Here is a 26,430-nt window from a genome sequence, read left to right as displayed (position 1 = left end):
CAGGAGGACCCGTCATGGCCGTCGTCGAAATTCCCGATGAAAAAATCGTTCTCCGCGAAGAAAGCAAGATCCGTGCGTATCTCGCCGAAGTCGGCATCGAATACCAGCACTGGCAGACCGGCCGTATCTCCGCCGATGCTCCTGCTGATGACCTTCTCGCCGCTTATGCTCCGGAAATCCATGCGCTGAAAGAGAAGGGCGGCTATACCACCGCCGACATCATCGACATCACTCCGGAGACGGAGGGCCTTGCCGCCATGCTTGCGAGGTTTAACCGCGAGCACTGGCACAACGAAGATGAAGTCCGCATCACCCTGCGGGGCCGCGGCCTCTTTCACATTCATCCGCACGGCCGTTCTGTTTTTTCTATCGAGGTTACCGAAGGCGATCTTATCTGCGTGCCCCGCGACACGCACCACTGGTTCAACCTTTGCAGCGATCACAATATCCGCGCCATCCGCCTCTTCCAGGACAAGACGGGCTGGACGCCGTATTACACATCAAGTGGTGTGGACAGCCGCTATGAGCCCGTCTGCTTTGGCCCGGCGTATATCGGACCGCGCCAGTCCGGCGCCTTCGATGTTCCCGCATGAACCAGGCCGCGATCTCGGTCGTCCTTCTCGACATTGAAGGAACGACCACCCCTGTTTCTTTCGTCTATGACGTACTCTTCCCTTATGCTCGCGCCCGTCTGCTGAGCTTTCTCAGTGAGCATGTCGATGATCCGGCGACACATAACGATCTCGATCTGCTGCGGGCAGAAAATGTGCGCGACCTTTCCACTTTTGCTGCAGTCCCGGTTGTTTCCGGTGCCCTGTCATCCGTATCGCTGCAACTGGAAACGGCGCATGCATATCTGCTCTGGCTCATGAATCAGGACCGCAAATCTCCTGCTCTCAAATCCATCCAGTGCCGCATCTGGGAAGCGGGTTACGCCGCCGGGGATCTCCACAGCATTGTCTTTCCCGATGTCCCCCTCGCTTTCGAGCGGTGGCGCGAGCAAAAGCGCGGCATTGCGATCTATTCTTCCGGCAGCGTTCTCGCACAGAAGCTGATCTTCCGCCACACGCAGGCAGGCGATCTCACCCCATGGATCGAAGCGTACTTCGACACCGCCGTCGGCCCCAAGACACAAAGCGCAAGCTACCGGAACATCGCTTCCACCTTAAACACGAGTCCGGAGCAGATTCTGTTTCTCTCCGATGCGCCCGCCGAGCTCGACGCAGCCTCCGCTGCTGGTATCAGCGTCTGTCTTGCTGTCCGGCCCGGCAATAAAGCTATCGATGCCTCTGTTGCGCATACTCCAGTGTCTGATTTCGAGAGCTTGTAAAACCCTTTCCGGAAACAGAATCCGAGGTTGTCCCATTCAGCCGGATCGGCGGAACTTCTGCGCTCAATGGCCCCGAAAGACTTCAATCAGCAGCCAGCCGTTCAGCGCAGCAATCAGAACGGCGACTCCATATCCCAGCATCCGCAGCCAGCTTTTATTCACAAACTCGCCCATCTGTCGGCGGTCGCTGGTGAATGCGACCAGCGGGAACACGGCAAAACTGAGCTGCATGCTCAGAATCACCTGGCTCAGCAGCAACAGCTTCGATGTTCCTTCTTCGCCATACAGCGCCGTCACAATCACTGCCGGAATAATCGCCAGCGAACGTGTCACCAGACGGCGCAGCCATCCAGGCATGTGAAATTCCAGAAAGCCTTCCATCACTACCTGGCCGGCCAGCGTGCCGGTAATGGTCGAGTTCTGCCCGGAGGCCAGCAGCGCCAGCGCAAACATCAGGCTTGCTCCGGTAAAGCCCAGCAGTGGACTCAGCAGCTTATATGCATCGCCGATCTCGGCAACCTCCGTATGCCCGCTGCGATGAAATACCGCTGCGGCCACCACCAGAATGGCCGCATTGATAAACAGCGCGATCGTCAGCGCGAGAGCCGAGTCGAGATTCGCAAACCGGATCGCATCCCGCTTTCCCTCCGGTGTCCGCGGATAATCGCGCGTCTGCACAATCGATGAGTGGAGATACAGATTGTGCGGCATCACCGTAGCACCCAGGATGCCGATCGCAATATAGAGCATCGCCGGATCGGCCACGATTGTTCGCGCCGGTACAAACAGATTTTTCAGAATAGGAAGATATTCCGGCCGCGACAGCACTGTTTCGATGGCAAACAGAGCCGCAATGGTGCCGATCAGCACCATCACCAGTGCTTCCAGCCAGCGGAAGCCTCGATGTTCCAGCAGCAGAATCGCCAGCACATCCAGCCCGGTCACAATGACGCCCACCAGCAGCGGCAGCCCGAACAACAGTTGCAGCGCGATGGCCGAACCGATCACCTCTGCCAGATCGCAGGCGCCAATCGCGATCTCGGCAAACAGCCACAGCGCAATCGATACCGGGCGGCTGTAATGTTGGCGGCATGCCTGCGCCAGATCGCGCTCCGTGGCTACGCCCAGCTTTATCGCCAGGCTCTGCAGCAGGATCGCCATCAGGTTCGACGCCATGATGACCGACAGCAGCGTGTATCCATAGCGCGAGCCTGCCGCAAGGTCGGTCGCCCAATTGCCCGGGTCCATGTACCCGACCGCAATGAGAAATCCTGGCCCCAGAAAGCCGACCGCCCTGCGCCAGAAATGCGGCGACTGTGAAACGCGCACGCTCGAATGCACATTCGGCATAGACGGATGTGCGCTTTCGCGGCGCTGTTTCACGGGGGTGGTGATCGGCATAAATCGGCGAGCTGCTCCGTTAGCTTCAGTATGCCATACGGAGTTAATTAAGGTTAAATGAAAATATAATCCTGTATTATTTCGCCGTCTTTCGCTTTACCCATACCTTTTCCGCTGCCGGCTTGCCGAGAGTTGATTTGCCGGCGGGCGTTTCAATTCCTACTGTCTCGTCGTAGTTTTTGTTCAGCACATGCACCCGTGCATTTGGACTGATGCCTGCTTCATGTAAAAACAGCAGCAGCTTTGGATCGCGTTCATACAGGCTCGAAACGATATATTCAGTCCCTTCAGACGCGTCGGAAAGCGGCACCAGTCCTCGCTTCCGCCGCTGAGCCGGGCTCTCCGGCAGCACCGAGTTGCCGTGCGGGCAGGTTCCCTTTTCACCCAGCTTTTCGATCAGTCTCGCTTCAAATGCCGGAGAAACCGCATGCTCCAGCCGCTCCGCTTCGTCGTGGATCTGATACCATTCCATCCCGAAGATCTCTGACAGCATCCGCTCGATCAGGTGATGACGAAGCGCCGTTCGATAAGCGATCTCCCTGCCCTTCACCGTCAGGCGAACGATGCCGTCGCCGCGAACATCCACATAGCCATCCCGCTTGAGACGCTTCAGCGCCATCGTCACCGCCGGTGGCGAGACGGAGAGCCAGTGCGACAGTGTTACCGGAATGACATTCTGCCCCTCTGATTCCGCCTCCAGAATCGCCTTCAGGTAGTCTTCCTTCGAGATCGTGATCGCTTCTCTCATGCCGCTCTCATGCTACAGCCTGAGCCGTACGGTCGTGGCCATGCAGTGCTCGTTCCAGGGCTGCTGCGCTGCCTGTCTCTCACACACCGGTAAATACCCCGCCGCCCTGTCAGGAAAAGCCGAGTTGCGTCTCCCGTCGCTGGCTCATACACTGCTATCCGAAGATTTTTCTGTTCCCGGTCCTGCAGTATGCGGGCCTCTGATGTTCGGAAACGCCTCGCAGAAAGCTGCGAAAACCATGCCACGGGCCTGATTGCACAGGATTGAAGCGATACCCGTGAAAACGCTTTCGAGCGATACGATTTTGAAGGAGACCACTTGCGCCGTCATCGGAATTTACTCTTCGTCCTGCTGTGTCTTTTCGGTTTCGGCGCCTTTCTCCCATCAGGCTCCGCGCAGGTACAACCGGCTTCTGACTTCACCGTACCGCCCCCGCCTCACGCCAAACCAACACATCTGAAACACGTTCTCGTTATCGGCGAGACCAAAGGCTTCGAGCATGATTCCGTCTCCGCGGCCATGGACGCCATTTATCAGATGGGCCAGCAGAGTGGTCTCTGGGATACCGAGATGCGCACTGACACGGAGCTCCTGACCAAGAAGGACCTGGGCCGGAATGCGAAGAACCTTAATTACTTCGACCTTCTCATATTCACCAGCACTACCGGCGAGCTCGATATGGACGCGAGCCAGAAGGCGGACATGATGTCGTTCATCCACGACGACGGCAAAGGCTTCGTCGGTATTCACGCCGCGCTCGACACGAATTACACCTGGCCCGAATACGGCGAGATGATCGGCGGCTGGTTCGACCAGCATCCCTGGATGACCTTCAACGCACCAATTATCAATGAAGATCCCAGCTTTCCGGCCATCCGTCACTTTCCGAAGGAATTCGTGAAATATGATGAAATCTATCAGCCGAAAGACTGGTCGCGGTCGAAGGTAAACGTTCTGCTCAGCCTCGATCCCCGAAAGCTCGACTATGAAAATAATCCACGCGTCCATCGCACCGATCATGATTTCGCGGTGGCGTGGTCGAAAATGTATGGCAAGGGACGGGTCTTCTATTCAACGCTTGGTCACACCGAAGAAGCGTGGCAGGACCCCGATATCCGAAAGATGTATTTTGAAGCGATTAAATGGGCACTTGGCATGACGGAAGGCAGCACCGCATCGCATCCGCGTCCGGCGCTGCCCGACGACAACAATCACTGAAATCACTGAGCCTGGTTTCTGCAGCTCCAGTCACAGGAAATGTGCTTCTGATCTGAATCTATGAGAACACTTGGAATGGGCCTCATCGGCCCTGGATTTGTCGCTGCCCACCATATCGATGCCGTTCGCCGTCTCGGCGATGTAGAGGTTGTCGCCGTCGCCGGCTCGTCGCAGGCATCGGCGGAACGCAAAGCGCAGGAGTATAAAGTGGACCGCGCCTACGGCGACTTCCATGCGCTGATTGCAGACCCTGACGTACACGTCATCCACAACACCACGCCGAACTATCTTCACTTTCCCGTCGTCATGGCGGCGCTGGCGGCCGGCAAACACGTCATCTCCGATAAACCGCTCGCTCCCAATGCCGAAGAAGGCCGCAAACTCTACGAAGCGGCGTTGGCGGCAAAGGTGGCGCATGTCGTCACCTTCAATTACCGGGGCAATCCTCTCGTTCAGCAGGCGCGCCTGATGATTGAGGGTGGGGAAACAGGCGATCTGAGCTTCGTTCACGGTTACTATCTGCAGGACTGGATGACCGACCCGAACGTCTATTCGTGGCGCTCGGACCCTTCAAAGGGCGGCGTCAGCTCTGCTCTGGGCGACATCGGCTCGCACTGGTGCGATCTGGCGGAGCATGTCTCCGGCCTTAAGATCGACTCCGTTCTCGCGGATCTCACGACCGTCATCCCCACCCGATATTCCTCAGGTGCTTCCGCTGAGGCATTTTCGGCCAAAAGCTCCGGAGATCGCGTCCCCGTTCAGGTCCACGCAGAAGATCTCGCCAGCGTTCTGCTGCGTTTTGAAAATGGCGCGAAGGGATCATTCTCTGTTGGACAAGTCCTGCCTGGTCACAAGAACGATCTGCAGCTTGAGCTTAACGGAAGAAAACTCTCTCTGAAGTGGCGGCAGGAAGAACAAAACGAATTATGGATCGGTCATCACGATCGTCCGAACTGCTCCATGGCCAAGGATCCTTCTCTGGTTTCCAAAGGCGTTTTGCCCTACACGCATCTGCCCGGCGGCCATCAGGAGGCGTGGGCCGACGCCTTTTTCAACCTGATTCGCGATGCTTACAGCTGGATTCGTGAAGGAGCGGCTCCGGAAACGAAGCCTGCGCTCCTGCCGACATTCTTTGATGGCTATCGTTCTACCTGCCTGGTGGAAGCGATGCTGAAAAGCCACGCTGCCGGCGGAGTCTGGCAGAAAGTAAACTGCGCTTCCGGCGCCTGAGACAAGCAAGCACCACTCTCCGGAGTGGAGGAGCCATTCGGATGAGACTTGGAGTATTTACCCCTTTGCTGTCGCAGCTGCCGCTCGACAAAGTGCTTACAAAGCTCAGGGCGCTCGACATCACCACCGTGGAGCTCGCGACCGGCAATTATCCGGGCGATACCCACTGCAAGCTCTCCATGCTCGACGATGCCGCAGCACTGAAGGCCTTTCAGCAGACGCTGAAGGATCATGGCACATCCATCAGTGCGCTGAGCTGCCATGGCAATCCGCTGCATCCTGACCCTGAAAAGGCAAAGCAGGCTCAGGAAGTCAGCCGGCAGACTATCCTGCTCGCAGAAAAGCTTGGCGTCTCCGTCGTTGTCGATTTCTCCGGCTGCCCGGGAGATTCGGCGCATGCGAAGTTTCCCAACTGGGTTACCTGCCCCTGGCCGCCGGAATACCTCGACATTCTTGAGTGGCAGTGGAAGGAAGTTGTGGTTCCGTACTGGATAAAGCGCGCGGAATTCGCTGCTCAGCATGGCGTGAAAATTGCCATCGAGATGCATCCCGGCTTCGTCGTCTACAGCCCGGAGACGCTGCTGAAGCTCCGCTCCATCGCCGGACCCGCCATTGGCTGCAATTACGATCCCAGCCATATGTTCTGGCAGGGCATCGATCCTGTTGCCGCCATTCGCGTTCTCGGTGATGCCATCTTCCACGTTCACGCCAAAGACACGCAGCTGTATCCGGCAAATCTGCCCCGCACCGGCGTTCTCGACACGAAGCTTTACACTGACGAGCGTAACCGTGGATGGATCTTCCGCACCTGCGGTTACGGTCATGGCGCAGAATGGTGGAAGGAGTTCGTCTCCACGCTCAGAATGTTCGGCTATGACAATGTGCTCTCCATCGAGCATGAAGACAGCCTGCTTTCACCCGAGGAAGGCCTCAGCAAAGCAGCCCGTTTTCTGCAGGAAGCCGTGGTCCGCGAAGCTCCAGCCGCGGCATGGTGGATATAGGAACAGGGATGTCGTGCAAAGCACCAGCTTTGCAGTAAGAAAATTTGCAGGTTGTATCAGTACGCCTGGGATTGAAAAGGAATGATCGGAACGATGAAAAAATCAGGAAACTTTGTGTGGTTGGCGATGGCTGCCGGGATGTTCGTCGTTCTGAGCGCGCCTGTGTCTGGTTATGCGGCCCAGGCGGCCCAGACCGGAGAGACTCTCTATAAGAACAACTGCTCTATGTGCCACGGCGACAGCATGGAGGGCAATCCTCCGGCGATCCCCTCCCTGGTGGGTGTAACCCAGCGCCTCAGCTCACAGCAGATCACCGATCGCGTGCATCACGGTGGCGGCGCCATGCCTGCATTTACTCAGCTTACCGACGCGCAGATCGCGGAGATTCAGCGCTATCTCGCCAGCTCGGCACCGCCATCAGCTCCCGCCGCACCGGCAGCGCCTGCTGCCCCTCCCGCCAGCCCTGCTCCCTCAACGGACTCTGCTGCTCTGGTTCAGGCTGGCTCTTCCCTCTTCCAGCAGAACTGCTCGTTCTGCCATGGCCGTGATGCAGGCGGCGGCGAAACCGGCCCCGATCTGACGCGTTCCAAACTCGTCGCGTCCGATTCCGGCGGCGATAAGATCTCGCAGGTGGTTCGCAATGGGCGCCCGGACAAGGGCATGCCCTCCTTCAACTTCTCCGATCAGGATCTCGCCGGCCTCGTCGCCTTTATCCACTCTCAGGCCGCGAAGGCGAGTGCACAGCAGGGCAGCCGCCGCGGTGTCGATGTCTCTGACCTTCAGACCGGAAACGTCGAGGCAGGAAAAGCCTACTTCAACGGCGCTGGCAAATGCTCCACATGTCACTCGCCCACAGGCGATCTTGCCGGTGTCGCTTCGCGCTATGAGGGCCTGCACCTCGAAGAGCAGATGCTCTATCCTCATGATGCAAAGAGCAAAGTAACCGTCACGCTTCCCTCCGGTCAGACTGTCACGGGTACCCTCGCCTACCTCGATGAATTTACGGTCGGGCTCCGCGACTCCACCGGAACCTATCGTTCCTGGTCGATTCCCACCGTGAAATATTCGGTCGATGCGCCGGTGGAAGCTCATGCCGATCAGCTTTCGAAGTACACGGACGACGATATTCACAACCTCATGGCTTATCTGCAGACGCTGCGCTAAGCCCTGATCTCTGTTGCCGGGTTCGTTTTTAAGGCAAACGGACCCCGCACTGCCCGCGGGATACCCGGCTTCATGGGGGAAATCAAAAAATAAACCCGCTGCCTTTTTCCGAAAGGTCTGAAACCAGGATGAAGTTTTCAAAGACTGCTCTCCTTCTTGCCTTTGCCGCCGCAACGGCCGTTCTTGTATCGCCGCATCCGCTGAACGCACAGGACAAGACTGTCGACGCGCCAGAGCTTCTTCATCCGTCCGCGGACAGCTGGCCGATCTATCACGGAGACTACTCCGGAAAACGTCACAGCCCTCTGACCCAGATCACACCGCAGAACGTTCATCGCCTCGGTCTCGCCTGGGCCTTTCAGACAGACCAGGGCGCCTCGATCAAGTCCACACCGATCGTCGCCAATGGCATTCTGTATTTCACTGTGCCCGATAACGTCTGGGCGGTCGATGTCCGGTCCGGACACAGGATCTGGCACTACCAATATCACCCGAACAAAGGCCTTCACATCGGCCAGCGCGGCGTCAGTATTTACAGGGACTGGCTCTACTTCCTTACTCCGGATGCTCACCTGATCTCGCTGAACGCGAAAGATGGCTCCGTTCGCTGGGATGTGGTCGTCGCCGACGTCACAAAGGGTTACTGGACCACCATGTCGCCGATGATTATCGGGAACCATGTCATCGTGGGCGTTTCGGGCGACTTTGATAACCTCACCGGCTTCCTCCGCTCCGTGGATGCCGAGACCGGTAAAACTCAGTGGCAGTGGAATGCCACCCCGCCTGTCGGCACGCCCGACTCGACAACAGGCGGCATGACGTGGATGACCGGCACCTATGACCCTGAGCTGAATATGCTCTACTGGGGAACCGGCAATCCTACTCCCGTGCTCAATGGCAAGCCTCGCCCCGGCCTTGATCCGTACACCTGCAGCATCGTGGCTCTTAACCCCGATACCGGCAAACTGGTATGGTCCTTCTCGGCCTCGCCGCACGATACCCACGACTGGGACGCGGTCGAAACGCCGGTACTCGTCGACAGAGACTTCCATGGCCAGCCGCGAAAGATGCTCATGCAGACCTCGCGCAATGGCTACTTCTACGTTCTTGACCGCACCAACGGAAAGAGCCTTCTGAGCACGACCTTTGGCCCCGTCAACTGGTCATTGGGCCTCGACAATCAGGGCAGGCCCATTCCGAATACAGAAAAAGAACCGGCTCCGGATGGCCGTCTGATCGCTCCGGATGAGGGTGGCCTCACGAACTACCGCTCACCCAGTTTCGATCCAAAGACCGGACTCTTCGTCGTCGATGCGCGTCCCAGTTACGGCATTTACTTCGCCAAGCCGGCCGATGGCACCTTCGGCTGGGCGGGCGCAGATTATGGCGTCTGGAGCAAAGGTGTCATCGAGGCCATCGACTACCACACCGGCAAAATCCGCTGGAAGCATGAGGTTGGCCAGCATGGTTCAGGAGCGGGCGTGCTCACCACCGACTCCGGAGTCACATTCACCGGTGATGCCGACGGAAACATCCTTGCCCTCAGCACCGCAGACGGTAAAACCCTGTGGCATGCAGGCACCGGCTCCCCCATGCAGAGCTCTCCGATTTCCATTGAGATAGATGGCCGTCAGTACGTCATCACCGGCAGTGGAGGAGTGCTCTTTGCATGGGCACTGCCCGATGCGGCCGGAGAATCAGCAGCCACGACCCGGCAGGGGAATTAAGCGCTCATAGCTGTTCCTGACCTGCCATCTGCGTCGGGAACAGCTCAATCCACGAGCCGCTGCGAAAGCAGTGCTGCGAAATCACTCGCAAGCAGATGACCGGAAGCGGGACAGCTTAGTCCTCAATCCCCAGTTTTTTCCATATCGCATCCACGCGAGCCTTCGTTGCCTCGTCCATCTCAATCATCGGAGGCCAGGGCCGCGTAAATCCCTCCGCCGCCCACTTGCGCGTCGCGTCGATGCCCATCTTGCTTCCGTAATTCGGGAGCCGCGACGCATGATCGAGCGAATCCACTGGTCCCAGTGTGAACTGAATGTCGCGCTCCGGATCGATATTATTGGTCACCCGGAGCGTGACCTCCGCCAGATCCTGCACATCGCAGTCCTCGTCCACCACAATGACGCACTTTGAGAACATCGCCTGTCCCATCGACCAGATGCCATTCATTACCTTGCACGCCTGCCCCGCATAGCTCTTCCGGATCGACACGATGATCAGGTTATGAAAGACCGCCTCTACCGGCAGATTGATATCCACGATCTCAGGCAGCGTCAGCCTCATCAGCGGCAGAAAGATCCGCTCCACCGCTTTGCCCATCCATGCATCTTCCATTGGCGGTTTACCGACGATCGTCGCCGCATAGACGGGATCTTTACGATGGGTGATGCAGGTGATGTGAAAGACCGGATACTCCTCCTCCATCGTGTAGAAGCCGGTGTGATCGCCGAATGGCCCCTCGCTGCGTAGCTCGTCCAGCTTCACATAACCTTCGAGAACAATCTCCGCCTGCGCCGGAACCTGCAGATCGACGGTCTCGCACTGCACCAGCTCCACCGGTTGCTGCCGCAGGAATCCGGCAATCAGAAATTCTTCAACCTCAGGCGGCGCCGGCACAATTGCCGCGAACGTCGTCGCCGGATCGGTCCCGATGGCAACGGCCACCTCCATCCGGTCATCCTTCACATTTCCCAGTGCGATCGATTTCGTTCCACCGGCTGTCTCTGCCATCGTACGCACGTGATCTGCCGCCGACGCGCCTGACGCCGCTCTCAGCCGCTCCCGCAGATGCTCTGCCGCGTTCTTCTGCCGCTGCCAGTGCATGCCCGTCGTCTGCCCGTCATACACCTGCATACGGTACATGCCCACGTTGCGCTTTCCTGTCTTCGGATCGCGCGTCACCACGCACGGCAGCGTGATGAAGCGTCCGCCATCAAGCGGCCAGCACTGCAGCACGGGAAAACCCAGCACACTGAAATTTTCCCGGAGGATCACTTCTTTGCAGGCTGCATCTTTTGCCGCAATGGTCTTCGGAAAGAACTTTCCGATGTCAGCCAGCATCGGCAGCATCTTCAGCTTTTCCAGAAAGCCTTCCGGTGACTTCACTTCGAGTAGCGTGCGAATCCGCCCGGCAATATCATCGAGTGAGTCCACACCCAGCGCCAGCCGCATGCGCCGCTCGCTGCCGAACTGGTTCATCAGTACCTTTGCGCCTGGATACCCCTTCACCTTCTCAAACAGCAGCGCCGGACCACCTGGAGCATGCCCTTTTACGCCGCCTCTGCGTCCAGCCTTTGAAACGCGATCGGTAATTTCGGTGATCTCCAGAACCGGATCGACCTCTTCTCGGATGCGTTTCAGTTCGCCAGCTTTATCGAGAGTTTTGATCCAGTCGCGAAGGTCGTCGTAGGCCACGCTTTTTTCCTCCAGGAACAACTCTCCATACTATCGTCAGCAGGGTTGCCTCTTTCCGTAACGGCGCAAAAGCCAAACGGATTCTTACTTCTCGATATATATGTGGGGATATACAGGCAGGGTGGAATCACTGGTCATATGGAAGCTCGACTATCCCTGACTTCAACTTCGCTTTTTCGCTCGAGCCTGTCGATTACCGGTCGATCTTCGCGGTCATCCAGCGGTCCATCAGCGTCTGCGCACACCGCTGTCCGCACAAATGCCGGACAGAGGCATCGTGCGACAGGAAGGTGTGCCAGCGCGTGATCTTCAGCAGCGGCTGTTCCGGTTCACCTGGCAGCGGAGCAAGGCGCTCTGTCCAGGAAAGCCACCAGTCTTCGCTTTCTTCGCTCTTTTCCTTGCCGCAAATATCGCAGCGGAAGATCTCATTCCAGGCCACGTCTGCACCTCATCCCATCATGCGTGATCCGGATCAGCATAACCGCTCCCCGTCCCAAAGAAGCCGAATCCGTGAAGAATTCTTCGTGAACCGTGCGAATCAGGCTGAAACTGCATTGCCGGAAGATGTCTCCGCATCCAGTGGTTCCGTCGGAATATCCACCAGAGGATATCCCAACCGTTTCCACTCGTCGAAGCCGCCACGCAGTGGCCGCACCCGGTAGATGCCCATCTTCCGCAGCGCCAGAGCCATCTTCGCGGCCGTCGCTTCGCTCGGGCAGGTACAGAACAGCACTACATCCCGATCTCGCGGAATCTCGCCGCTGTGCTCGACCAGCTTATCCGGCGTCAGCTGCATCGCTCCTGGAAGCGTCCGCGGGTCGGGAAGATAATCCAGCGGATGCCGCAGATCAACGATAAATACTTCGCGGCCGTGATCGAGCATCCCCTTCAGATCCTGGGGCTCCAGCCGCGCCATCCGGATCTCCTTCAGAAACGCACGCTGGCGCAGCACTCTCCACACCAGAAATCCCACGAACAGCACAATGAACAGAATCCCGGCATACTGTGCTGAGGAAGACAACGCATTCGGGTGCCGCTTCAGCACATCTCCGAAGAATCTTCCGCCGAGAGTTGCCGCCAGCGCCCACAGCAGGACCCCTCCCGCGTCGTAAAACGCGAACGTCGAATACCTCATATTGATCTGTCCGGCAATCGGCGCCGCAACCGTTCCCAGCCCTGGAATGAACTTCGCCAGCAGCAACGCCTTTTCGCCATTTTTAGTGAAGTATCCTTCCGTTTTGCGCACGCAGGTCGAACTCTCCATCGACAGCCGACACAGAACCTTCACCACCGTTCCGCCAAAACGCTTGCCGAGGAAATACCAGATCGAATCGCTGATCAGACTGCCGGCCATGACCGACAGCAGCACCAGCGGCAGACTCAGCTTGTGCGTCGCCGTCAAAGTGCCCGCCGTGATCATAATCGGCATACTCGGCACAGGAATGCCGATCTGTTCCGTCAGTACCCAGAGGAACAGAATCAGATAGCCGTATTGGATAAAGAAATCGAGTGCGACAGGCAAGGCGCGCTCCTGCAAATGCAGTTGCCAGTATAGATGTCTGTCAGGTGAGGAAGGACTCTCCCCTGAAAAATTACAGGGTCAGAAACCTTCCTGAAAAGGCTTCTGACCCCGTTTTACGAAGCGATATTACGAAGGGATGAGCGGGAACAACCTGAATCCGTTACTTCACCCGAACCTTTGGCTCGACCGAAAGACCTGGCCGCAGCAGGTGATCCGAGTTCTGTTTCACATTCGTCAGATCAATACGAACCGGTATACGCTGGACCACCTTCACATAGTTACCCGTCGCATTCTCCGGAGGAAAGAGGCTAAGCACCGAACCAGTTGCTCCGCCGATCTGCGTGATCTTACCGTCATAATCCCGGTCATAGGCATCCACGTGAATCGTGACCGCCTGCCCCGGTCTCATGTGCTCAAGTTGGGTTTCCTTGAAGTCGGCGGTGATCCAGACATCATCCAGCGAAACCAGTGTCGCCAGGTTCTGCCCGATACCGACGTTCTGCCCCTCTTCCACATTCTTCACTGTGACAATGCCCGCTACCGGAGCTACGATCTTTGTGTAGCTCAGATTCAGACGCGCCTGCGCCAGGGCGGCCTTCGCCTGCTCTACCTGGGCTTCCGCCTGGTCGGCCTTCGCCTTTTGAATCGCCACCTGCTGCGGCCCTGTCTTCGCATAGCGCAGGCCGGATTCCGCCTGAATCACTTTGTCCCGGTTCATCCGCACGGCTGCCTGAGCCGCCAGCAGATTTGCCTGTGACTGCTCCACCGCCGCCTGGTCCGCGTCGGCTGCCGCGACCGCCGCGTCATACTGCTGCTTCGAAATAATGTCTTTCGCTACCAGCGGAGTGTAACGGTCCAGATCGAGCTTTGCCTTGGTGTGATTGGCCTTCGCCTGGGCCACGGCTGCCTGGGCTGCACTGAGCTGCTGCTCTGCCTGGGCTACACCCGCCTGCGCACTCGACACATCGGCATTGGCTGTATTGATGTTGCTGCCCGAGTTCACATTTGTGATCGGAACATTCACCCGCGCTGCCTCATAGTTGGCTTCCGCGCTCTCGAGATTCGCCTCGTCCTGATTGACAGCAGTCTGGTAGTCCGCCGGGTCCATCTCCACCATCACGGTTCCGGCATCGACATACTGGTTCTGATCCACGTTCACCCTGGTCACGTGCCCGGAGATTCGTGAGCTGATCTGGATCAGGTGTCCGTTCACCTGCGCATCGTCCGTGTCCTCGTAATACGTGGAGTGCCACCAGAACAGTACCGCTCCCACCACGAGGATGGCGACCACGCCGATGATGATAAAACGCCGCCGTGACTTCGGCTGCACCGTGTCAGGCTCGCCCGCCTGCGGCACATCATTTCTGGTTTGCTCGTCCGTCATTTGCTCGGCCACGCTCACTTTCCTCCAACGTAATCCCTGTAGCTGCGCTGCGCTATACCCAGAGCGCGCGCCAGCGACAGTTTTGCAATGTTGTGCGAATAAAGGCTTGTCACATACTGCTCGTTTGCCTGCGCAACCGTCTGCTGAGCCTGAGAGACTGCCAGATTGTCGGAGACGCCCGCTGCGTACCGTTGCTGCGCCTCGCTCAGCGCCTCATTCGCCAGCTGCACATTGCTGCGCGCCACTTCCACCTGCTTCTGCGCCGACTGAATATCAAGAATGCTGTCGCGCACATCCGCGCTGATCTGTCCCTGCAGATCGCTCAGCCGCGCCCTTTTCTGGTCGAGCGTCGACTGTGCCTGCTTTGCATCGCCGCGCAGCTTTGCCTCTTCGAACAGCGGCACATCGATCGAACCGCTCGCATTTCCGGTACCGCGCGACGTCGCAGGATTAATCCCGATATCGCCGTAATCCCCGGAGAAACTGACCGCTGGCAGCCGCTCATCGGTCGCGGCTTTGCGCGCGTGCTCCGCCGCGGTCACTTCCTCACGCATCGCCTTCAGGTCGCTGCGATTGTCCAGCGCCTGGTGAATGGCCGTCTCCGCATCGAGATGATCGAGCGGAGCATAAGGAGCCTGATCCGTCAGAGCAAACTTCTGCTCCAGAGGCAATCCGATAACTCGCGCCAGCGCAATTTTGTCCTTGTCGAAGGCATTTTGCGCGGTAATCAATGTCTGCTCCTGGGTCTGGTAATCCACCCGGGCCCGCAGCTCATCCAGCAGAGGAGCCGTCCCCGCCTGATGATTCGCCGAAGCCTGATCGAGGGAGACCTTTGACGTATTCACCTGTGCCTGGTCGGAATCGATCCGCGCCTGATCCGCAATCACCGTCAGATAAGCATTCCCCACCGTCAGCACGACCATGTCGCGCGCATCCTCGGCCGAGAGTTTCGTGCTCTGAAAATCATGCTTTGACGCCAGGTAATTTTGCAGCGATGACAGATCCAGAAGCGACCACTTCAGCGTGCCCCGAATATCCGTATTCCCGTACGGTCCGATAATGGTCGGAAATCCTGGAATACGCAGCCCCTCCGCTGCCAGGTCTGTCTCCTGCACTGCGACTTTGCCTTCCGCTGTCACCGTCGGCAGCAGAGACTGCAGCTGTTCCAGCTCCGAGCCCTTTGCCGTCTGCGTGCTCTCACCCGTCAGGATCAGCCCCAGATTATGCTTCAGCCCGCGCTGAATGGCTTCGTCGAGTGAAAGCTGCAGTGTCTCTGCAGTGGCCTTTTCTGTGGAGACGCTGCCCTGATACGTCGAGCTGCTGATCTGCGGTTGCTGAATCGGTACAGGCGACTGCGGCTGAATGACGGTTGAACTGCTGTCCTGCGCAAACCCGGTTATCGCCGGAAGTAAAAGAAGCATTGCCGGAAGTACGGGAAGAACACGCGGCAGCCAGGAGCCCGTGCCGGTCTTCACGCTAGTCCGCACAGAGTTATCCTTTGCTGCGCAGACCTCAGAGCATGCGCTTCGGCCGAAAACCGATGGAGCGGCGTCTATCGGCGCATTCCGGGTACTCAGGGACCACCTTTTCTCCCTCTTTGGGATGGTTCCAGCTTCTGACACGCAGTATTCACCCGTAACGAAAAAGGTATTTGCCCAGGAAAATCAGGGCGATTCAACAGGGTACGTGCTTTGGATGCTATAACGCCCCAAAGAATTCAGAAAGAACACAGATTGAGTCCGGCTTTCCCTGTCGAACAGAGCCCTTTCGTACGCCGGTTACGAGATTCAGGCCATCGAGGCGGCATGCACCAGCGAATTTGCCAGCGAGCACAACGCCTGACGAAACAGCTGGCTCACCTGTTCTGCGCTCCAGCCCCGCGAGGCAGGCAGGCTTTCGTCCATCGTGTACGCAGTTCGCGCATTGTCCCGGCCCAGAACCGCCCGCTGCACAAAGATCACTCTCTGCGCCAGAGGAAGCTGATCCAGCCAGGCACGCAGCCTGTCCCGGCCACTGCCGCTGATCAGCTCAGCCATATTTTCCGTTGAGAGTCCGGCCGCAGCGATATCGTCTTCCTGAATGCAGCCCGCTGGTCCTGCCTCTGCCGGAGCCGGTACAAAGGCCTTCGGATTCTGTTCGTCCATCCGGCGAATGGCCACGCTGATCAACCGCTGCTGCGCTATCTCCCCCGCCGCCGATGCGTCTGCACAGGGATCGATCTCCACTCCGGCAATCGTCTCCTCGACCAGGCCCAGAGCTTCCGTCTCATTGCCCAGCATCAGCGCTGCAATCTGATACAGTTCCATAGCCGCATTTTCTGCCATGTGCGCTCCGGCGCTTCCCTGTCCGCAACCCTGATCCGTCATGCAATACCTCCGGAATCTCCCATCTTACCATCGTCCCGGACGATTTCCATGGGGTCCGGAATGCCTTCCCGCTCCCTCATCTGTACATTTTCGCAGCCTGTTTACATCCCCGGAGACGCCACAGTGTATAGCAATCTGTGTAGACTTTGAACGGGATATCGCCCCCTCGATATCCCCCACCTGTACCGGGAACGAGCGTCTCTCGTATGGCAAAAACCAGACATCAGCCGGAAACCCTCTATTTTGGCCGGGACGAATCCTGGCTCAGCTTTAACGGCCGTGTGCTGGAAGAAGCACAGGACACCTCCAACCCGCTGCTCGAACGGACGAAATTCCTCGCCATCACGGCCAGCAATCTCGACGAGTTCTTCGAAATTCGCATTGCCGGCATCCTGCAGCGTCTGGAAGATGGATACAACGAAACCGCGCCCGACGGCCTCACCCTCCAGCAATCTCTCGACCAGCTTACTGAAGAGGTGCATCAGTTTGTAGACGCGCAGTACCGCTGCTGGAATGAACAGCTGTTACCGGCACTGCACTCTGCCGGCATTCGCGTCCTCTCCTGGGAGGAGATCGACGACGAAGCCCGCAAGGCTGCCGCCGCTTTTTATCAGCGTGAAGTAGACCCGCTGCTCACACCGATTACGATCGATCCGGCACACCCGTTCCCTCGCGTTCTCAATAAGGCTCTGTGCATCGCCCTGCTGCTGAAGCGCCGCCGCCGCGGCACCGACGGCTCCGTACTGGGCGTGGTCACGGTGCCCCGCGCATTGCCGCGCCTTGTGCCCGTACCCTCTGCTTCCGGCACGCACGACTTCGTCTTCCTCCACGTTCTCATCGAGCAGTATGCCGCCGGTATGTACCGCGGCTATGAGATCCTCTCCAGCGCCGCCTTTCGCGTTACTCGCAACAGCAATCTTTACTTCCAGGAAGAAGAGTCGCGCACTCTGCTCGAGACTGTTCGCTCCGAGCTACACAATCGCCGCAAGGGCGATGCCGTCCGTCTGGAGATCGAGCGCCGCGCAGACCCAGAAATCATCGATCGTCTGCGCACCAACTTTGAGCTCGACGAGTCTCAGGTTTATCGCACCGACGGCCCTGTCAACCTCTCACGCCTCATGACGCTTTCCAGCGTTGCCCGGCCCGACCTGAAATTTCCGCCCTTTGCTCCTCATGAGCTGCGCCTGAACCGCAAGTCTGCCGATCTTTTCGAAGAGCTGCGCCACCGCGACATTCTGCTCCACCATCCCTACGACTCTTATGACGCTGTCGTCGGTTTCATCCAGGCCGCTGCTCTCGATCCGCATGTTGTCTCCATCAAGCAGACGCTTTACCGCACCAGCGCCGATTCACCTATGTTCAAGGCGCTCGTCGAAGCGGCTCAGAATAAGGAAGTGACCGTTGTCGTCGAGCTGACCGCACGCTTCGATGAGGCCTCGAACATTCGCTGGGCTCGCGATCTGGAAGACGCCGGCGTCCAGGTCTTCCACGGCATCGTCGGCCTCAAAACCCACTGCAAGCTTGCCCTGCTTGTTCGCCGCGATCCCGACGACGTCATCCGCCGCTACGCACATCTCGGTACCGGCAACTACAACCCGGATACGGCCCGCTTCTATACCGACCTCAGCATGCTCACCTCCGACCCGGAGATCACCGCCAGTATGCACAGCGTCTTCAACTACCTCACTGCCCGTTCCGAATCCGACGACTACAAGCCTCTGCTCGTTGCTCCTCTCACGCTCGCTGAAAACTTCATTCGCCTTATCCATCGCGAAACGGAGCATGCTGCTGCGGGGCGTCCGGCGCGCATCATCGCCAAAATGAACTCACTCCTGGAGTCGAGCGTCATCGAAGCGCTTTATGCCGCTTCGCAGGCAGGCGTTCAGATCGATCTCATCGTGCGCGGCATCTGCTCTCTCCGCCCCGGCCTGAAGGGCATCAGCGAAAATATCCGTGTCCGCTCCATCGTCGGGCGCTTCCTCGAACACAGCCGCATCTTCTGCTTCGATAACGGAGGCGACGAAGAGATTTACTGCGGCAGCGCCGACTGGATGCCCCGGAATCTCTTCGAGCGCTGCGAAGTCGTGTTCCCCATTCGCGATCCGCAGATCAAAGCCCGCATTCGCAACGAAATTCTTGCCGCCTATCTCGCCGACACCGTCAAGGCACGTCTGCTCGCAATGGACGGCACTTTCACCCGAGCCGAAGAACTGGATCGCAACGTGCCGCACTTCAGCTCCCAGGATTTCTTCATGCAGGTCGCCGAGTCCAAAGCCTCAGCCGACGATATTCCCACATCGGCCGTACAACGCCAGGCCGCTCCGCAGCGGCGCTCGGGAAAATCCGTCCGCAAAGCCGCCGCAGACTGACAGACCGGCTCTGAAAGCCCTCGGGATCAGAGATTTCTTCTCCCTCGCCCTCTGATCCCACTCATCATCCTGATCGCTTTATCATGGAAACGTGGCCATCTCCGCGATCCCGCTGCCGGCAAAAATCCGGGCCCGGCGGCTCGCAACCCGGCTCCTCCCCGGCGCTCTCATGCAGCTCCCGGAGTGGTGGCATCTGCTCAGTCTTGATGCTCCGACTGTGGCTGTGCTCTGGGCATGGAGCTTCGCGCGCGTCGTTCACGTCCATCTGTCTCCCGCATCGCTCGCTATTCTCGGTCTGGGAACCTGGCTGGTCTATGTCGCCGACCGTATTCTCGATGGCCTGCGCCCTAAAAGCATCCTCATACTGCGGCGCCGCCACTTCTTCCACGCGCGCTATCGCCTGGCATTCCTGCTCGCAGCTCTTGCCGCCGGAACAACTCTGGTCTGGCTCATCTTCAACCGCATGCTTCCTGTTGCGCGTCTTGAAGACTACTGGCTCTTCGGCGCAGCCCTGCTTTACTTCGCCGTCATCCACCTGCTCGGTGGCCTGCAGAACATAAATATTGAACGCTGGTTTCCGAAAGAGCTCGCAGTCGGCCTGCTCTTCGCTCTTGCCACGGCCGTCCCGGCCCAGTCCCGCATGCTTCAGACACATCTCACCGCATCAGCAGATTTCGGCGCGCATACCATTCTCGCTCTTCCGGTCTTTCTGTTCGGCGCACTCTGCTGTCTGAACTGTCTCGCCATCGAAGCCTGGGAAAGCCTTCCTCATGCGCAACACGCCTCCGCTTCTGCCGCTCATCAGCGACGGCCTCTCGTGCGATGGGCGCAGCAGCATCTCTCGTGGATGATTCTCTTTGTCGGCGGCATGGCGGCTGCACTCATGCTCCTCTCGCATCGTTCAGCACCGGCGGCCGGACGTTTGTATTGTGCGGCGCTGGCCTCAGCGGCTGTGCTTGGCCTGCTCCATATACGGCGCAATCGCCTCTCCATCCTCTCTCTGCGCATCGCCGCCGACGCGGCCCTGCTAACCCCGCTTCTGCTGATGCTTCCGCTTCACCTGATATGACGAAGCCGGCTCCCAACTTTGACTTCATCGCCCGCCCCTACCGGTGGTTTGAATACCTCACCTTCGGCCCATACCTCGAACGCTGCCGCTTCAGCCGTCTGCCCGAGATCACCGGCGCGCGCCGCGCTCTTGTCATCGGCGATGGAGACGGACGCTTTCTCACCCGTCTTCTGCAGTCCAATCCCGATGTTCTGGTTGACGTCATCGACCTCAGCCCAGGAATGCTGAAGCTGCTCGAACAGCGTGTCCGCAATCTTGGAACGGAAGCACACAGCCGCGTCGCCATTCACCGTGCCGACGTCCGCGATTTTTCGCCGCCGGAAAGCTTCACTGCGACAGGCTACGATCTCGTTGTCACTCACTTCTTCCTCGACTGCCTCACGCACCTCGATCTCTCCCGTCTCACCGCGACGCTCCGTCCTCATCTCGTGCCTGGTGCGCGCTGGCTGGTCTCAGAATTTCAGGTTCCTGAAGGCGGCATTGTCGAGCCGTTAAGCCGCTTCCTCGTCCGCAGCCTCTATCGGGCCTTCGGCATCCTCACCGGCCTTGAAGTCCGGGAGCTGCCCGCCTGGGATATGCTTCTCGAGCGTTCCGGCTTTTCACGCTTCGATGAGCGCTCCTGGCTCGGCGGCCTCCTCACCAGCGAAATCTGGACGTTCATGGCAACTTCGGCTGCCGCTGATGATTCTTACGCGAAAGATGGCCCTTCCTTCTCCCCCGCCGGCCCTTTTTAGTTGCGGCTCTGTTCCCCCGATCGATCCTCCCCCACTACCCGGTCCCGCGCCTGAACCCGACCCACGACCGAGCCCTGCTCCCGATCCCGATCCGGTTCCCCTTCCAGGCCCCTTTCCTGTCCCGCCCGTGATCTGAGCCAGCCTCAGACAAAATTTGCCCTGAAAATTAACATTCGGGCTGCCTCTTCATTGTTACAATCGTGTTAACGGGATGCGCTGCTCTGCGCTAACACCAGCTATTACAGTTGATTACAACTGACACCCCGATACAGATCAGCCCTTCAGACTTTTCGGATCATTTCTCATGAATCTTTACATCCTCCGCCATGCCAGCGCCGGAATCCGGCGCGACAACCCTGTCATTGATGTTCGCCGCCCTCTCGATAAAGAAGGCAAGCAGCAGTGCATGCTCGTTGGCAGTTATCTGAATGCTTTCAGGGTGCAGTTTGATGTCATTGTCTCGAGCCCGCTCAAGCGTGCGCTGCAGACCGCTTCTTTCGTGGGTACCGAAGTCGGCTATGACTCGAAGATCGTAATTTCCGACGCACTGCTGCCCAATGCGCCGCTCGCTGACTTTCAGAAGCTGATTGCAGATCTCTCAAAGTACGACAATGTCCTGGTCGTCGGGCACAACCCGAATCTGCCTGTCTTCCTTGGTTCGATCATCGCTCCACCGGGCAAAGCCGCCATTCGTCTTCGCAAAGGAGCGATTGCCCGTATCGACTGCGCTCGCCGTCCAGGTCTTCTGCATTGGCTCGTCGATCCCCGCATCCTGCGCGGCGTCTATGCCAGAGTGACAAAAAGCTCTCGCCGGAAGACCTCGCGAAAGTAGACTGCCTCTTTGCGCAGCGACCACAGCTCCAGCTCCGCGCCCGTACGTCCTGGAAAGACCTCGAGCAAAATCCGTTTGGGATAGGTCCGCACGCGGACCCGGAGCACATCGCTGGCCCGGTCCTGATTCAGGCCCACTGCCAGTCGGAGCAGCACCACCGTCCTGCGCACATGCTCGTGCTCTTCAGGTGGAACCTGCCGCATCGTCCGTCCCTCCGGCTCCGGACGGCTCTTTCCGAGATACCGCGCAATCGCCGACGTCACAATCCTCTGCTGCGGCGTAAAACCGAACAGCTCGGAGTTCGCAATGATGTACTGCGCATGCCTGTGATGTCCCTGGTAATTCATGAACTTACCAATATCGCGCAGCATGGCCGCCGCTTCCATCCAGCTTTGATACTCGGCGGGAAGCTGATGTACCGTCTGCAGGTCGCGAAACAGCTGCACTGCATGCTGCCTGACCGGCTCCGCCTGCTTTGGATCGACTCCATAGCGGCGGCAGGTCTCCAGCACCCCCTCCCAGCGGTCGCGCTCGAACTGCAGATGTGCCGAAGCCCGGGGGTCCTGTTCGGCCAGCATCTGCGCCAGAACCCCATCCCGCAGCCCCATATCGGAGTAGCGAAAGCCCTGCAGTCCAAAACGCTCCAGCAGCTCCGCATATACATGCGCTCCGGCGACGATAATTTCTGATCTCCGCGGCCCAATCCCTGGAATCACCATACGCGCGGCGTTCTTCTGCTTTGTCAGCTTGTCCGCCAGACGCCGTACATCGTGGGCGGGCGTGACATACGGCTGCCCGGCCCGTATCTTCCTGCCCACCTTGCTCGCCTCAGACAATGCCGCTGCTGTGCCTGAGGTGGCAATCACCGTGCGCACCCCTTCTCCGGCAATGCGGCGCTCCGCGCGTCGCAGCTCATGGGCAATAAACTGCTTCATCCGGGCAATCTCTTCTTTCGCCGGCGGATCGGCATGCAGAAACTCCTCAGTGAGCCGCACCGCGCCCAGATGAAGGCTTACGATCTCCTTCAGCCGCCGGTTTTCCGACAGAGAAATCTCGCAGCTCCCGCCGCCCACATCGATCAGAAGACAGCGCCCGGCCACACCGGTCTCATTCGCCATCACTCCGCGATAGATCAGCCGTCCTTCCTCGATGCCGGAGATGATCTCGACATCCCACCCCGTTTCGTCCTTGACCCATGCAAGGAAGGCACGCGAGTTCCGCGCGTCGCGCATCGCCGCCGTAGCCACGGCGCGGATTCTGTCGGCTCCGTGCGTCTGCACCGCCTTGTAAAACCGCTTCAGAGCACGCAGCGTTGCCGACATCGCTTCCGGAGAGACCAGACCCGTCTCGAAGACGCTCGCTCCGAGCCGCGTTACCTCGCGATCTTCGTGAATCACCCGCAGTTTGTGCTGAACAACTCGCGCAATTTTCAGCCTGCACGAATTCGAGCCGATATCAATCGCCGCAAACGTCTGCATATGTCTTCAGAGAGCAAAGATACACGACACAAAGCAGAGATCAGGAGAACTCCGCCGGAAACCGGGAAAATTCAGATTCAGTCTGTTTACTGCCCATTGTTTGTGGTCGCGGGCCTGCGCGGTAACCGCTGACGGCGAAGCGGCTGATCCTTTGCCAGCCACTCGCCCATCAGCCTGCCTCGCAGGCGCGCCGCCATCTTCATCGCCGAGTCGTAATGCTGGTCGCGCTCTGTTTCAATCCTGCTGGTGAGCTCCGTGCCCTGCGCGCCGAGTGCGCGGCGCGCCTCGTCCGCCAGAACCAGCCAGTCATGCCAGTCCCCGATCTCATCCTGCAGCCGCTTCAGAGCGCCGCCTACGGCCTTCGCGCTCTCATCCTCACCGCCTGACTCAGCCACATATCGCGCCTTCTTTGCACCCTTGCGAAAATCATGCAGATTCAGGGCGTCGAGCAGCTGCATCTCGGTCGCCAGCAGTGCAAAGTTGTCCAGCGCCACCTTCGCCGGACGCTTTACCGGAGCTCTCCGTCCCCCGCGCGATGCCACCTTTGCCCGCAGCGCATCTTCTACACCTGCCATCTGTTTTTCCAGCTTCTCTGCCCACTTTGCCGCGCTCTTTTGCAGCGGTGCTTCATTTTCATGGCGCTGATGTTTCAGCCAGGCATCCAGATCCTCTGCCTGTTGCGTCGCAGGAGCAAGCGGGACATCCTGCAAAATGTCCGCCATCGATGCCGGCTCGTGATTCTTCTCCCGTGGAACCAGCTTTTCCAGCAGCTTGCGATGCACATCCAGATCCCGCACCGGAGCCGCGGCACGGCGAATCTTCTTCAGCAGGCGCATCAGTGAATGAATGGATTGATAAAGCACTTCTTCCTTTGCCGGTGTCAGCTCGCGGAGCGTCGTCTCCAGCATGGCTTCGATTCGCCGCGTGCCGGTCCGCGTGTCATGCACCGCATCCACATCGGGGTTCTGCGCGCACCGGCTCAGATTCTCCTTCAGATTTGCCGTCAGTTCCCTGAAATGTCCGGAATCGATGCTCATTTCTCAACCTGTATTCATGACGGCGAAACAGCGTGCCGCCGGGACCAACTGTTATTCTGAACTTTGTGCTTCCCTCACGCCAAATGACGGATTCTGATCTTTCGCCCCGGCCTGATACCACCACGCGCCCGCCGCTGCTCTCATCGCCGGTGCGCGCCTGGACTTTGCTTCTGCTCGTTTTCCTCGCCGTCCACTTCGCCGCGCTCTTCACACCGGCGCTGCTCGATGATGCCGACGCCACCCACGCCCAGGCAGCGCAGCACATCGCCCTCACTGGCGACTGGGTGACTCTCTATGTCAACGGCATCCGTTATCTTGAAAAGCCTCCGCTCCCCTACTGGATGGCCGCAGTCGATTATCACCTCTTCGGCTTCAATGTCTTCGCCACGCATCTGCCCATGAGCCTTGCCGTACTGGCCTGCGCCATCCTCGCCTGGTTCTGGGCACGCCGCGCCTGGGGAGACCGCGCTGCCTTCTACGCCGCGCTTGCCATCCTTACTTCTCTTGGCATCTTTCTCTATACGCGCTTCTTCATCCCCGAATCGCTGCTGACCTTTTTCCTTGCTCTTGCTTTGTACTGTTTCTTTACCGGCATCGAAGACCGCAAGCCTGCCCGTTTCTATCTTGCCTATGGCTCGCTTGCCATCGCGCTGCTGGCCAAAGGACTTATTGCGCCTGTTTTCTTCGTCGCTGCGATCGTCCCCTATCTTGCCATTACCGGTGACTGGCGCCGCTGGCGCGAGTTCCGCCTCTTTACCGGCCTGCTGCTCTTCCTCGCTATAGGAGCTCCCTGGCATATCCTCGCAGGTCTTCGTAATCCCGACCACGGCAATCCCGTCGGCAATGTGCCGACGCCAGGCCACGTGCACGGCTTCTTCTATTTCTACTTCGTCAACGAGCATTTCCTGCGCTTTCTGGGCAAACGCTATCCACACGACTACAACAAGCAGCCGTGGTTTGCCTTCTGGCTCGGCCAGCTGGTCTGGCTCTTTCCCTGGAGCCTTTTTCTGCCGGTAGCCATCCGCCGCGCGTGGCGAAACCGCCGCATCTTTGCCTCGGATCTGCGCTACGACTCGACCAACACGATCCAGTATCTCGATCCAAAGCTCTCCGCCTGGGAAGCCTCTACCATGGCGGCGCGGCTGCGCTTCCGCGCCCGCACCAGCCTGCTGCTGCTGCTCTATGCCGGCTTTATCCTCATCTTCTTCGCCATCTCCACTAATCAGGAGTACTACACCTGGCCGGCCTGGTTCGCGATTCTGCTGCTCACCGCAGGCTCGCTCTCTGCAATAGAAGAAGCCCCGGAAAGCGCGCCTGGCCGCGTGACCGGCTCCAGCCGCTGGCTCACCGGGGCCCAGGCCTTCTTCGCCTTCATCGGCATCGTCTCAGCCGCTGCTCTTGCCTATGGACTCTGGACCTCGCGCCATCTCCCTTATGTCCATGACATCGGGACGCTGCTCGCTCATCGCGCCGTCGGCAACTACTCGCTCTCCACATCGCACTTCTTCGATCTCACCGGACCCTCCTTTGCCGCACTGCGCCTGCCCGCTGCGCTTGCTGCCATCGCGCTCTTCCTCGGGCCGCTCGTGGCATGGAGACTCCGCCGCCGTGGTCATTCTTTTGAATCCACCGTAACCGTCGCCTTCACCGCCGCCGTTTTTCTCGTCGCCGCGCATCTGGCCTTCGCCCGATTCCAGCCCATGCTCTCCTCGCGCGCCATGGCCGACACCATCAACCACATCACAGCCGAGCCCGGGCAGCAAAATGCGCAGGTTATCCTTTATGGCGATCAGGCGAACGGTTCTTCGATCATCTTTTACACGCGGCGCCAGGCACTGCTCGTCAATGGCCGTACAACATCGATGATCTGGGGTTCGGATTACCCGGATGCGCCGCACATCTTTCTCGATGATGCCGATCTCGAATCCACCTGGGGAACCGGCGAACGCAAATTCCTCTTTGTGCCTGCAGATTTTCACGATCATGTGAAAAGCCTGCTCGGCAGCCGGCTCCATGAGCTGCAGGAAGTCTCTGATAAAACGCTCTACACCGACCGTCCGCTCAATTAAGCACAGTCAGTGGACAACTGGGATTGCTAATTCCGTGGCAGTGGACTCGCAGACATCG

The 26,430-nt window shown here is 58.8% G+C and carries 22 protein-coding genes; 12 read left to right on the top strand and 10 right to left on the bottom strand.

Annotation, left to right across the window (positions count from 1 at the left end):
- Positions 1-14 precede the first annotated feature (14 nt).
- Positions 15-593 (top strand): cupin domain-containing protein, encoded by a 579-nt coding sequence (locus D0Y96_RS08200; protein ID WP_117298897.1) that lies wholly within the window; start codon positions 15-17, stop codon positions 591-593.
- Complete coding sequence (gene mtnC, locus D0Y96_RS08195) at positions 590-1,330, top strand: acireductone synthase (RefSeq protein ID WP_117298896.1); 741 nt, start codon at positions 590-592, stop codon at positions 1,328-1,330. Before D0Y96_RS08200 ends, mtnC begins: the two co-directional genes overlap by 4 nt.
- A gap of 63 nt (positions 1,331-1,393) precedes the next feature.
- Here the strand turns inward: mtnC and D0Y96_RS08190 are convergent, their stop codons facing one another.
- The gene (locus D0Y96_RS08190; RefSeq protein WP_117298895.1) at positions 1,394-2,731 is read right to left on the bottom strand and encodes an Nramp family divalent metal transporter; all 1,338 of its coding nucleotides are present in this window, start codon (positions 2,729-2,731) and stop codon (positions 1,394-1,396) included.
- A gap of 76 nt (positions 2,732-2,807) precedes the next feature.
- The gene (locus D0Y96_RS08185) at positions 2,808-3,479 is read right to left on the bottom strand and encodes a metal-dependent transcriptional regulator (protein WP_117298894.1); all 672 of its coding nucleotides are present in this window, start codon (positions 3,477-3,479) and stop codon (positions 2,808-2,810) included.
- A gap of 318 nt (positions 3,480-3,797) precedes the next feature.
- Between D0Y96_RS08185 and D0Y96_RS08180 the strand changes: the two genes are divergently transcribed.
- The 5 genes from D0Y96_RS08180 to D0Y96_RS08160 all read left to right on the top strand — a co-directional run bounded on the left by D0Y96_RS08180 (position 3,798) and on the right by D0Y96_RS08160 (position 9,819).
- Positions 3,798-4,697: a ThuA domain-containing protein gene (locus D0Y96_RS08180; RefSeq protein ID WP_252263611.1), complete on the top strand. Its 900-nt coding sequence runs from the start codon at positions 3,798-3,800 to the stop codon at positions 4,695-4,697.
- A 60-nt stretch (positions 4,698-4,757) separates the two neighbouring features.
- Positions 4,758-5,927, top strand: coding sequence for a Gfo/Idh/MocA family protein (locus D0Y96_RS08175; RefSeq protein WP_117298893.1), 1,170 nt, complete (start codon positions 4,758-4,760; stop codon positions 5,925-5,927).
- A gap of 41 nt (positions 5,928-5,968) precedes the next feature.
- On the top strand, positions 5,969-6,928 hold the full coding sequence (locus D0Y96_RS08170) for a sugar phosphate isomerase/epimerase family protein (protein WP_117298892.1): 960 nt from the start codon (positions 5,969-5,971) through the stop codon (positions 6,926-6,928).
- 93 nt (positions 6,929-7,021) lie between these two features.
- On the top strand, positions 7,022-8,092 hold the full coding sequence (locus D0Y96_RS08165; RefSeq protein ID WP_252263610.1) for a c-type cytochrome: 1,071 nt from the start codon (positions 7,022-7,024) through the stop codon (positions 8,090-8,092).
- A 128-nt stretch (positions 8,093-8,220) separates the two neighbouring features.
- Positions 8,221-9,819 carry an acido-empty-quinoprotein group A gene (locus D0Y96_RS08160; protein WP_117298891.1) on the top strand — a complete coding sequence of 533 codons (1,599 nt, stop codon included), beginning with the start codon at positions 8,221-8,223 and terminating at the stop codon, positions 9,817-9,819.
- Positions 9,820-9,934: 115 nt separating this feature from the next.
- Here D0Y96_RS08160 and D0Y96_RS08155 read toward each other — a convergent pair whose 3' ends face one another.
- From D0Y96_RS08155 to D0Y96_RS08130, 6 genes are all read right to left on the bottom strand, one after another.
- Positions 9,935-11,512, bottom strand: a complete 1,578-nt coding sequence (locus tag D0Y96_RS08155) for a UbiD family decarboxylase (protein ID WP_117299677.1) — start codon at positions 11,510-11,512, stop codon at positions 9,935-9,937.
- Between the two features lie 193 nt (positions 11,513-11,705).
- Complete coding sequence (locus tag D0Y96_RS08150; RefSeq protein WP_117298890.1) at positions 11,706-11,951, bottom strand: hypothetical protein; 246 nt, start codon at positions 11,949-11,951, stop codon at positions 11,706-11,708.
- A 99-nt stretch (positions 11,952-12,050) separates the two neighbouring features.
- A complete protein-coding gene (locus D0Y96_RS08145) occupies positions 12,051-13,034 on the bottom strand; it encodes a DedA family protein/thiosulfate sulfurtransferase GlpE (protein ID WP_117298889.1) in 984 nt (327 codons plus the stop codon).
- A 160-nt stretch (positions 13,035-13,194) separates the two neighbouring features.
- A complete protein-coding gene (locus D0Y96_RS08140; protein WP_117299675.1) occupies positions 13,195-14,430 on the bottom strand; it encodes an HlyD family secretion protein in 1,236 nt (411 codons plus the stop codon).
- A gap of 2 nt (positions 14,431-14,432) precedes the next feature.
- Positions 14,433-15,905: a TolC family protein gene (locus tag D0Y96_RS08135; protein WP_350449007.1), complete on the bottom strand. Its 1,473-nt coding sequence runs from the start codon at positions 15,903-15,905 to the stop codon at positions 14,433-14,435.
- Between the two features lie 300 nt (positions 15,906-16,205).
- The gene (locus D0Y96_RS08130) at positions 16,206-16,784 is read right to left on the bottom strand and encodes a hypothetical protein (protein WP_117298887.1); all 579 of its coding nucleotides are present in this window, start codon (positions 16,782-16,784) and stop codon (positions 16,206-16,208) included.
- Positions 16,785-16,990: 206 nt separating this feature from the next.
- On the opposite strand from D0Y96_RS08130, the gene ppk1 reads away from it, so the two are divergent.
- The 4 genes from ppk1 (at position 16,991) to D0Y96_RS08110 (ending at position 21,788) form a co-directional block, all read left to right on the top strand.
- Positions 16,991-19,153, top strand: a complete 2,163-nt coding sequence (gene ppk1 / locus D0Y96_RS08125; RefSeq protein ID WP_117298886.1) for a polyphosphate kinase 1 — start codon at positions 16,991-16,993, stop codon at positions 19,151-19,153.
- Positions 19,154-19,322: 169 nt separating this feature from the next.
- A complete protein-coding gene (locus tag D0Y96_RS08120; protein ID WP_158562313.1) occupies positions 19,323-20,222 on the top strand; it encodes a hypothetical protein in 900 nt (299 codons plus the stop codon).
- A complete protein-coding gene (locus D0Y96_RS08115; protein ID WP_158562312.1) occupies positions 20,219-20,956 on the top strand; it encodes a class I SAM-dependent methyltransferase in 738 nt (245 codons plus the stop codon). The genes D0Y96_RS08120 and D0Y96_RS08115 overlap by 4 nt, the downstream gene beginning before the upstream one ends.
- A gap of 304 nt (positions 20,957-21,260) precedes the next feature.
- The gene (locus D0Y96_RS08110; protein ID WP_117298883.1) at positions 21,261-21,788 is read left to right on the top strand and encodes a SixA phosphatase family protein; all 528 of its coding nucleotides are present in this window, start codon (positions 21,261-21,263) and stop codon (positions 21,786-21,788) included.
- Here D0Y96_RS08110 and ppx read toward each other — a convergent pair.
- Both ppx and D0Y96_RS08100 read right to left on the bottom strand, forming a co-directional pair.
- On the bottom strand, positions 21,740-23,266 hold the full coding sequence (ppx, locus tag D0Y96_RS08105) for an exopolyphosphatase (protein ID WP_117298882.1): 1,527 nt from the start codon (positions 23,264-23,266) through the stop codon (positions 21,740-21,742). The genes D0Y96_RS08110 and ppx overlap by 49 nt on opposite strands.
- An 86-nt stretch (positions 23,267-23,352) precedes the next feature.
- Positions 23,353-24,303 (bottom strand): CHAD domain-containing protein, encoded by a 951-nt coding sequence (locus D0Y96_RS08100; protein ID WP_117298881.1) that lies wholly within the window; start codon positions 24,301-24,303, stop codon positions 23,353-23,355.
- 83 nt (positions 24,304-24,386) lie between these two features.
- On the opposite strand from D0Y96_RS08100, the gene D0Y96_RS08095 reads away from it, so the two are divergent.
- Positions 24,387-26,372, top strand: coding sequence for an ArnT family glycosyltransferase (locus tag D0Y96_RS08095; RefSeq protein ID WP_117298880.1), 1,986 nt, complete (start codon positions 24,387-24,389; stop codon positions 26,370-26,372).
- The last annotated feature ends 58 nt before the right edge of the window (positions 26,373-26,430 follow it).

The sequence above is a fragment of the Paracidobacterium acidisoli genome (genome assembly GCF_003428625.2).
GTDB lineage: Bacteria > Acidobacteriota > Terriglobia > Terriglobales > Acidobacteriaceae > Paracidobacterium > Paracidobacterium acidisoli.
This window is presented reverse-complemented; position numbering and strand designations above follow the sequence as displayed.

Bases quoted from the DNA above. Each gene is read 5' to 3' on its own strand.
- D0Y96_RS08200 (WP_117298897.1), top strand. From the start codon at position 15: ATGGCCGTCGTCGAAATTCCCGATGAAAAAATCGTTCTCCGCGAAGAA.
- mtnC (WP_117298896.1), top strand. From the start codon at position 590: ATGAACCAGGCCGCGATCTCGGTCGTCCTTCTCGACATTGAAGGAACG.
- D0Y96_RS08190 (WP_117298895.1), bottom strand. From the start codon at position 2,731: ATGCCGATCACCACCCCCGTGAAACAGCGCCGCGAAAGCGCACATCCG.
- D0Y96_RS08185 (WP_117298894.1), bottom strand. From the start codon at position 3,479: ATGAGAGAAGCGATCACGATCTCGAAGGAAGACTACCTGAAGGCGATT.
- D0Y96_RS08175 (WP_117298893.1), top strand. From the start codon at position 4,758: ATGAGAACACTTGGAATGGGCCTCATCGGCCCTGGATTTGTCGCTGCC.
- D0Y96_RS08170 (WP_117298892.1), top strand. From the start codon at position 5,969: ATGAGACTTGGAGTATTTACCCCTTTGCTGTCGCAGCTGCCGCTCGAC.
- D0Y96_RS08165 (WP_252263610.1), top strand. From the start codon at position 7,022: ATGAAAAAATCAGGAAACTTTGTGTGGTTGGCGATGGCTGCCGGGATG.
- D0Y96_RS08160 (WP_117298891.1), top strand. From the start codon at position 8,221: ATGAAGTTTTCAAAGACTGCTCTCCTTCTTGCCTTTGCCGCCGCAACG.
- D0Y96_RS08130 (WP_117298887.1), bottom strand. From the start codon at position 16,784: ATGACGGATCAGGGTTGCGGACAGGGAAGCGCCGGAGCGCACATGGCA.
- ppk1 (WP_117298886.1), top strand. From the start codon at position 16,991: ATGGCAAAAACCAGACATCAGCCGGAAACCCTCTATTTTGGCCGGGAC.
- D0Y96_RS08120 (WP_158562313.1), top strand. From the start codon at position 19,323: ATGCAGCTCCCGGAGTGGTGGCATCTGCTCAGTCTTGATGCTCCGACT.
- D0Y96_RS08115 (WP_158562312.1), top strand. From the start codon at position 20,219: ATGACGAAGCCGGCTCCCAACTTTGACTTCATCGCCCGCCCCTACCGG.
- D0Y96_RS08110 (WP_117298883.1), top strand. From the start codon at position 21,261: ATGAATCTTTACATCCTCCGCCATGCCAGCGCCGGAATCCGGCGCGAC.
- ppx (WP_117298882.1), bottom strand. From the start codon at position 23,266: ATGCAGACGTTTGCGGCGATTGATATCGGCTCGAATTCGTGCAGGCTG.
- D0Y96_RS08100 (WP_117298881.1), bottom strand. From the start codon at position 24,303: ATGAGCATCGATTCCGGACATTTCAGGGAACTGACGGCAAATCTGAAG.
- D0Y96_RS08095 (WP_117298880.1), top strand. From the start codon at position 24,387: ATGACGGATTCTGATCTTTCGCCCCGGCCTGATACCACCACGCGCCCG.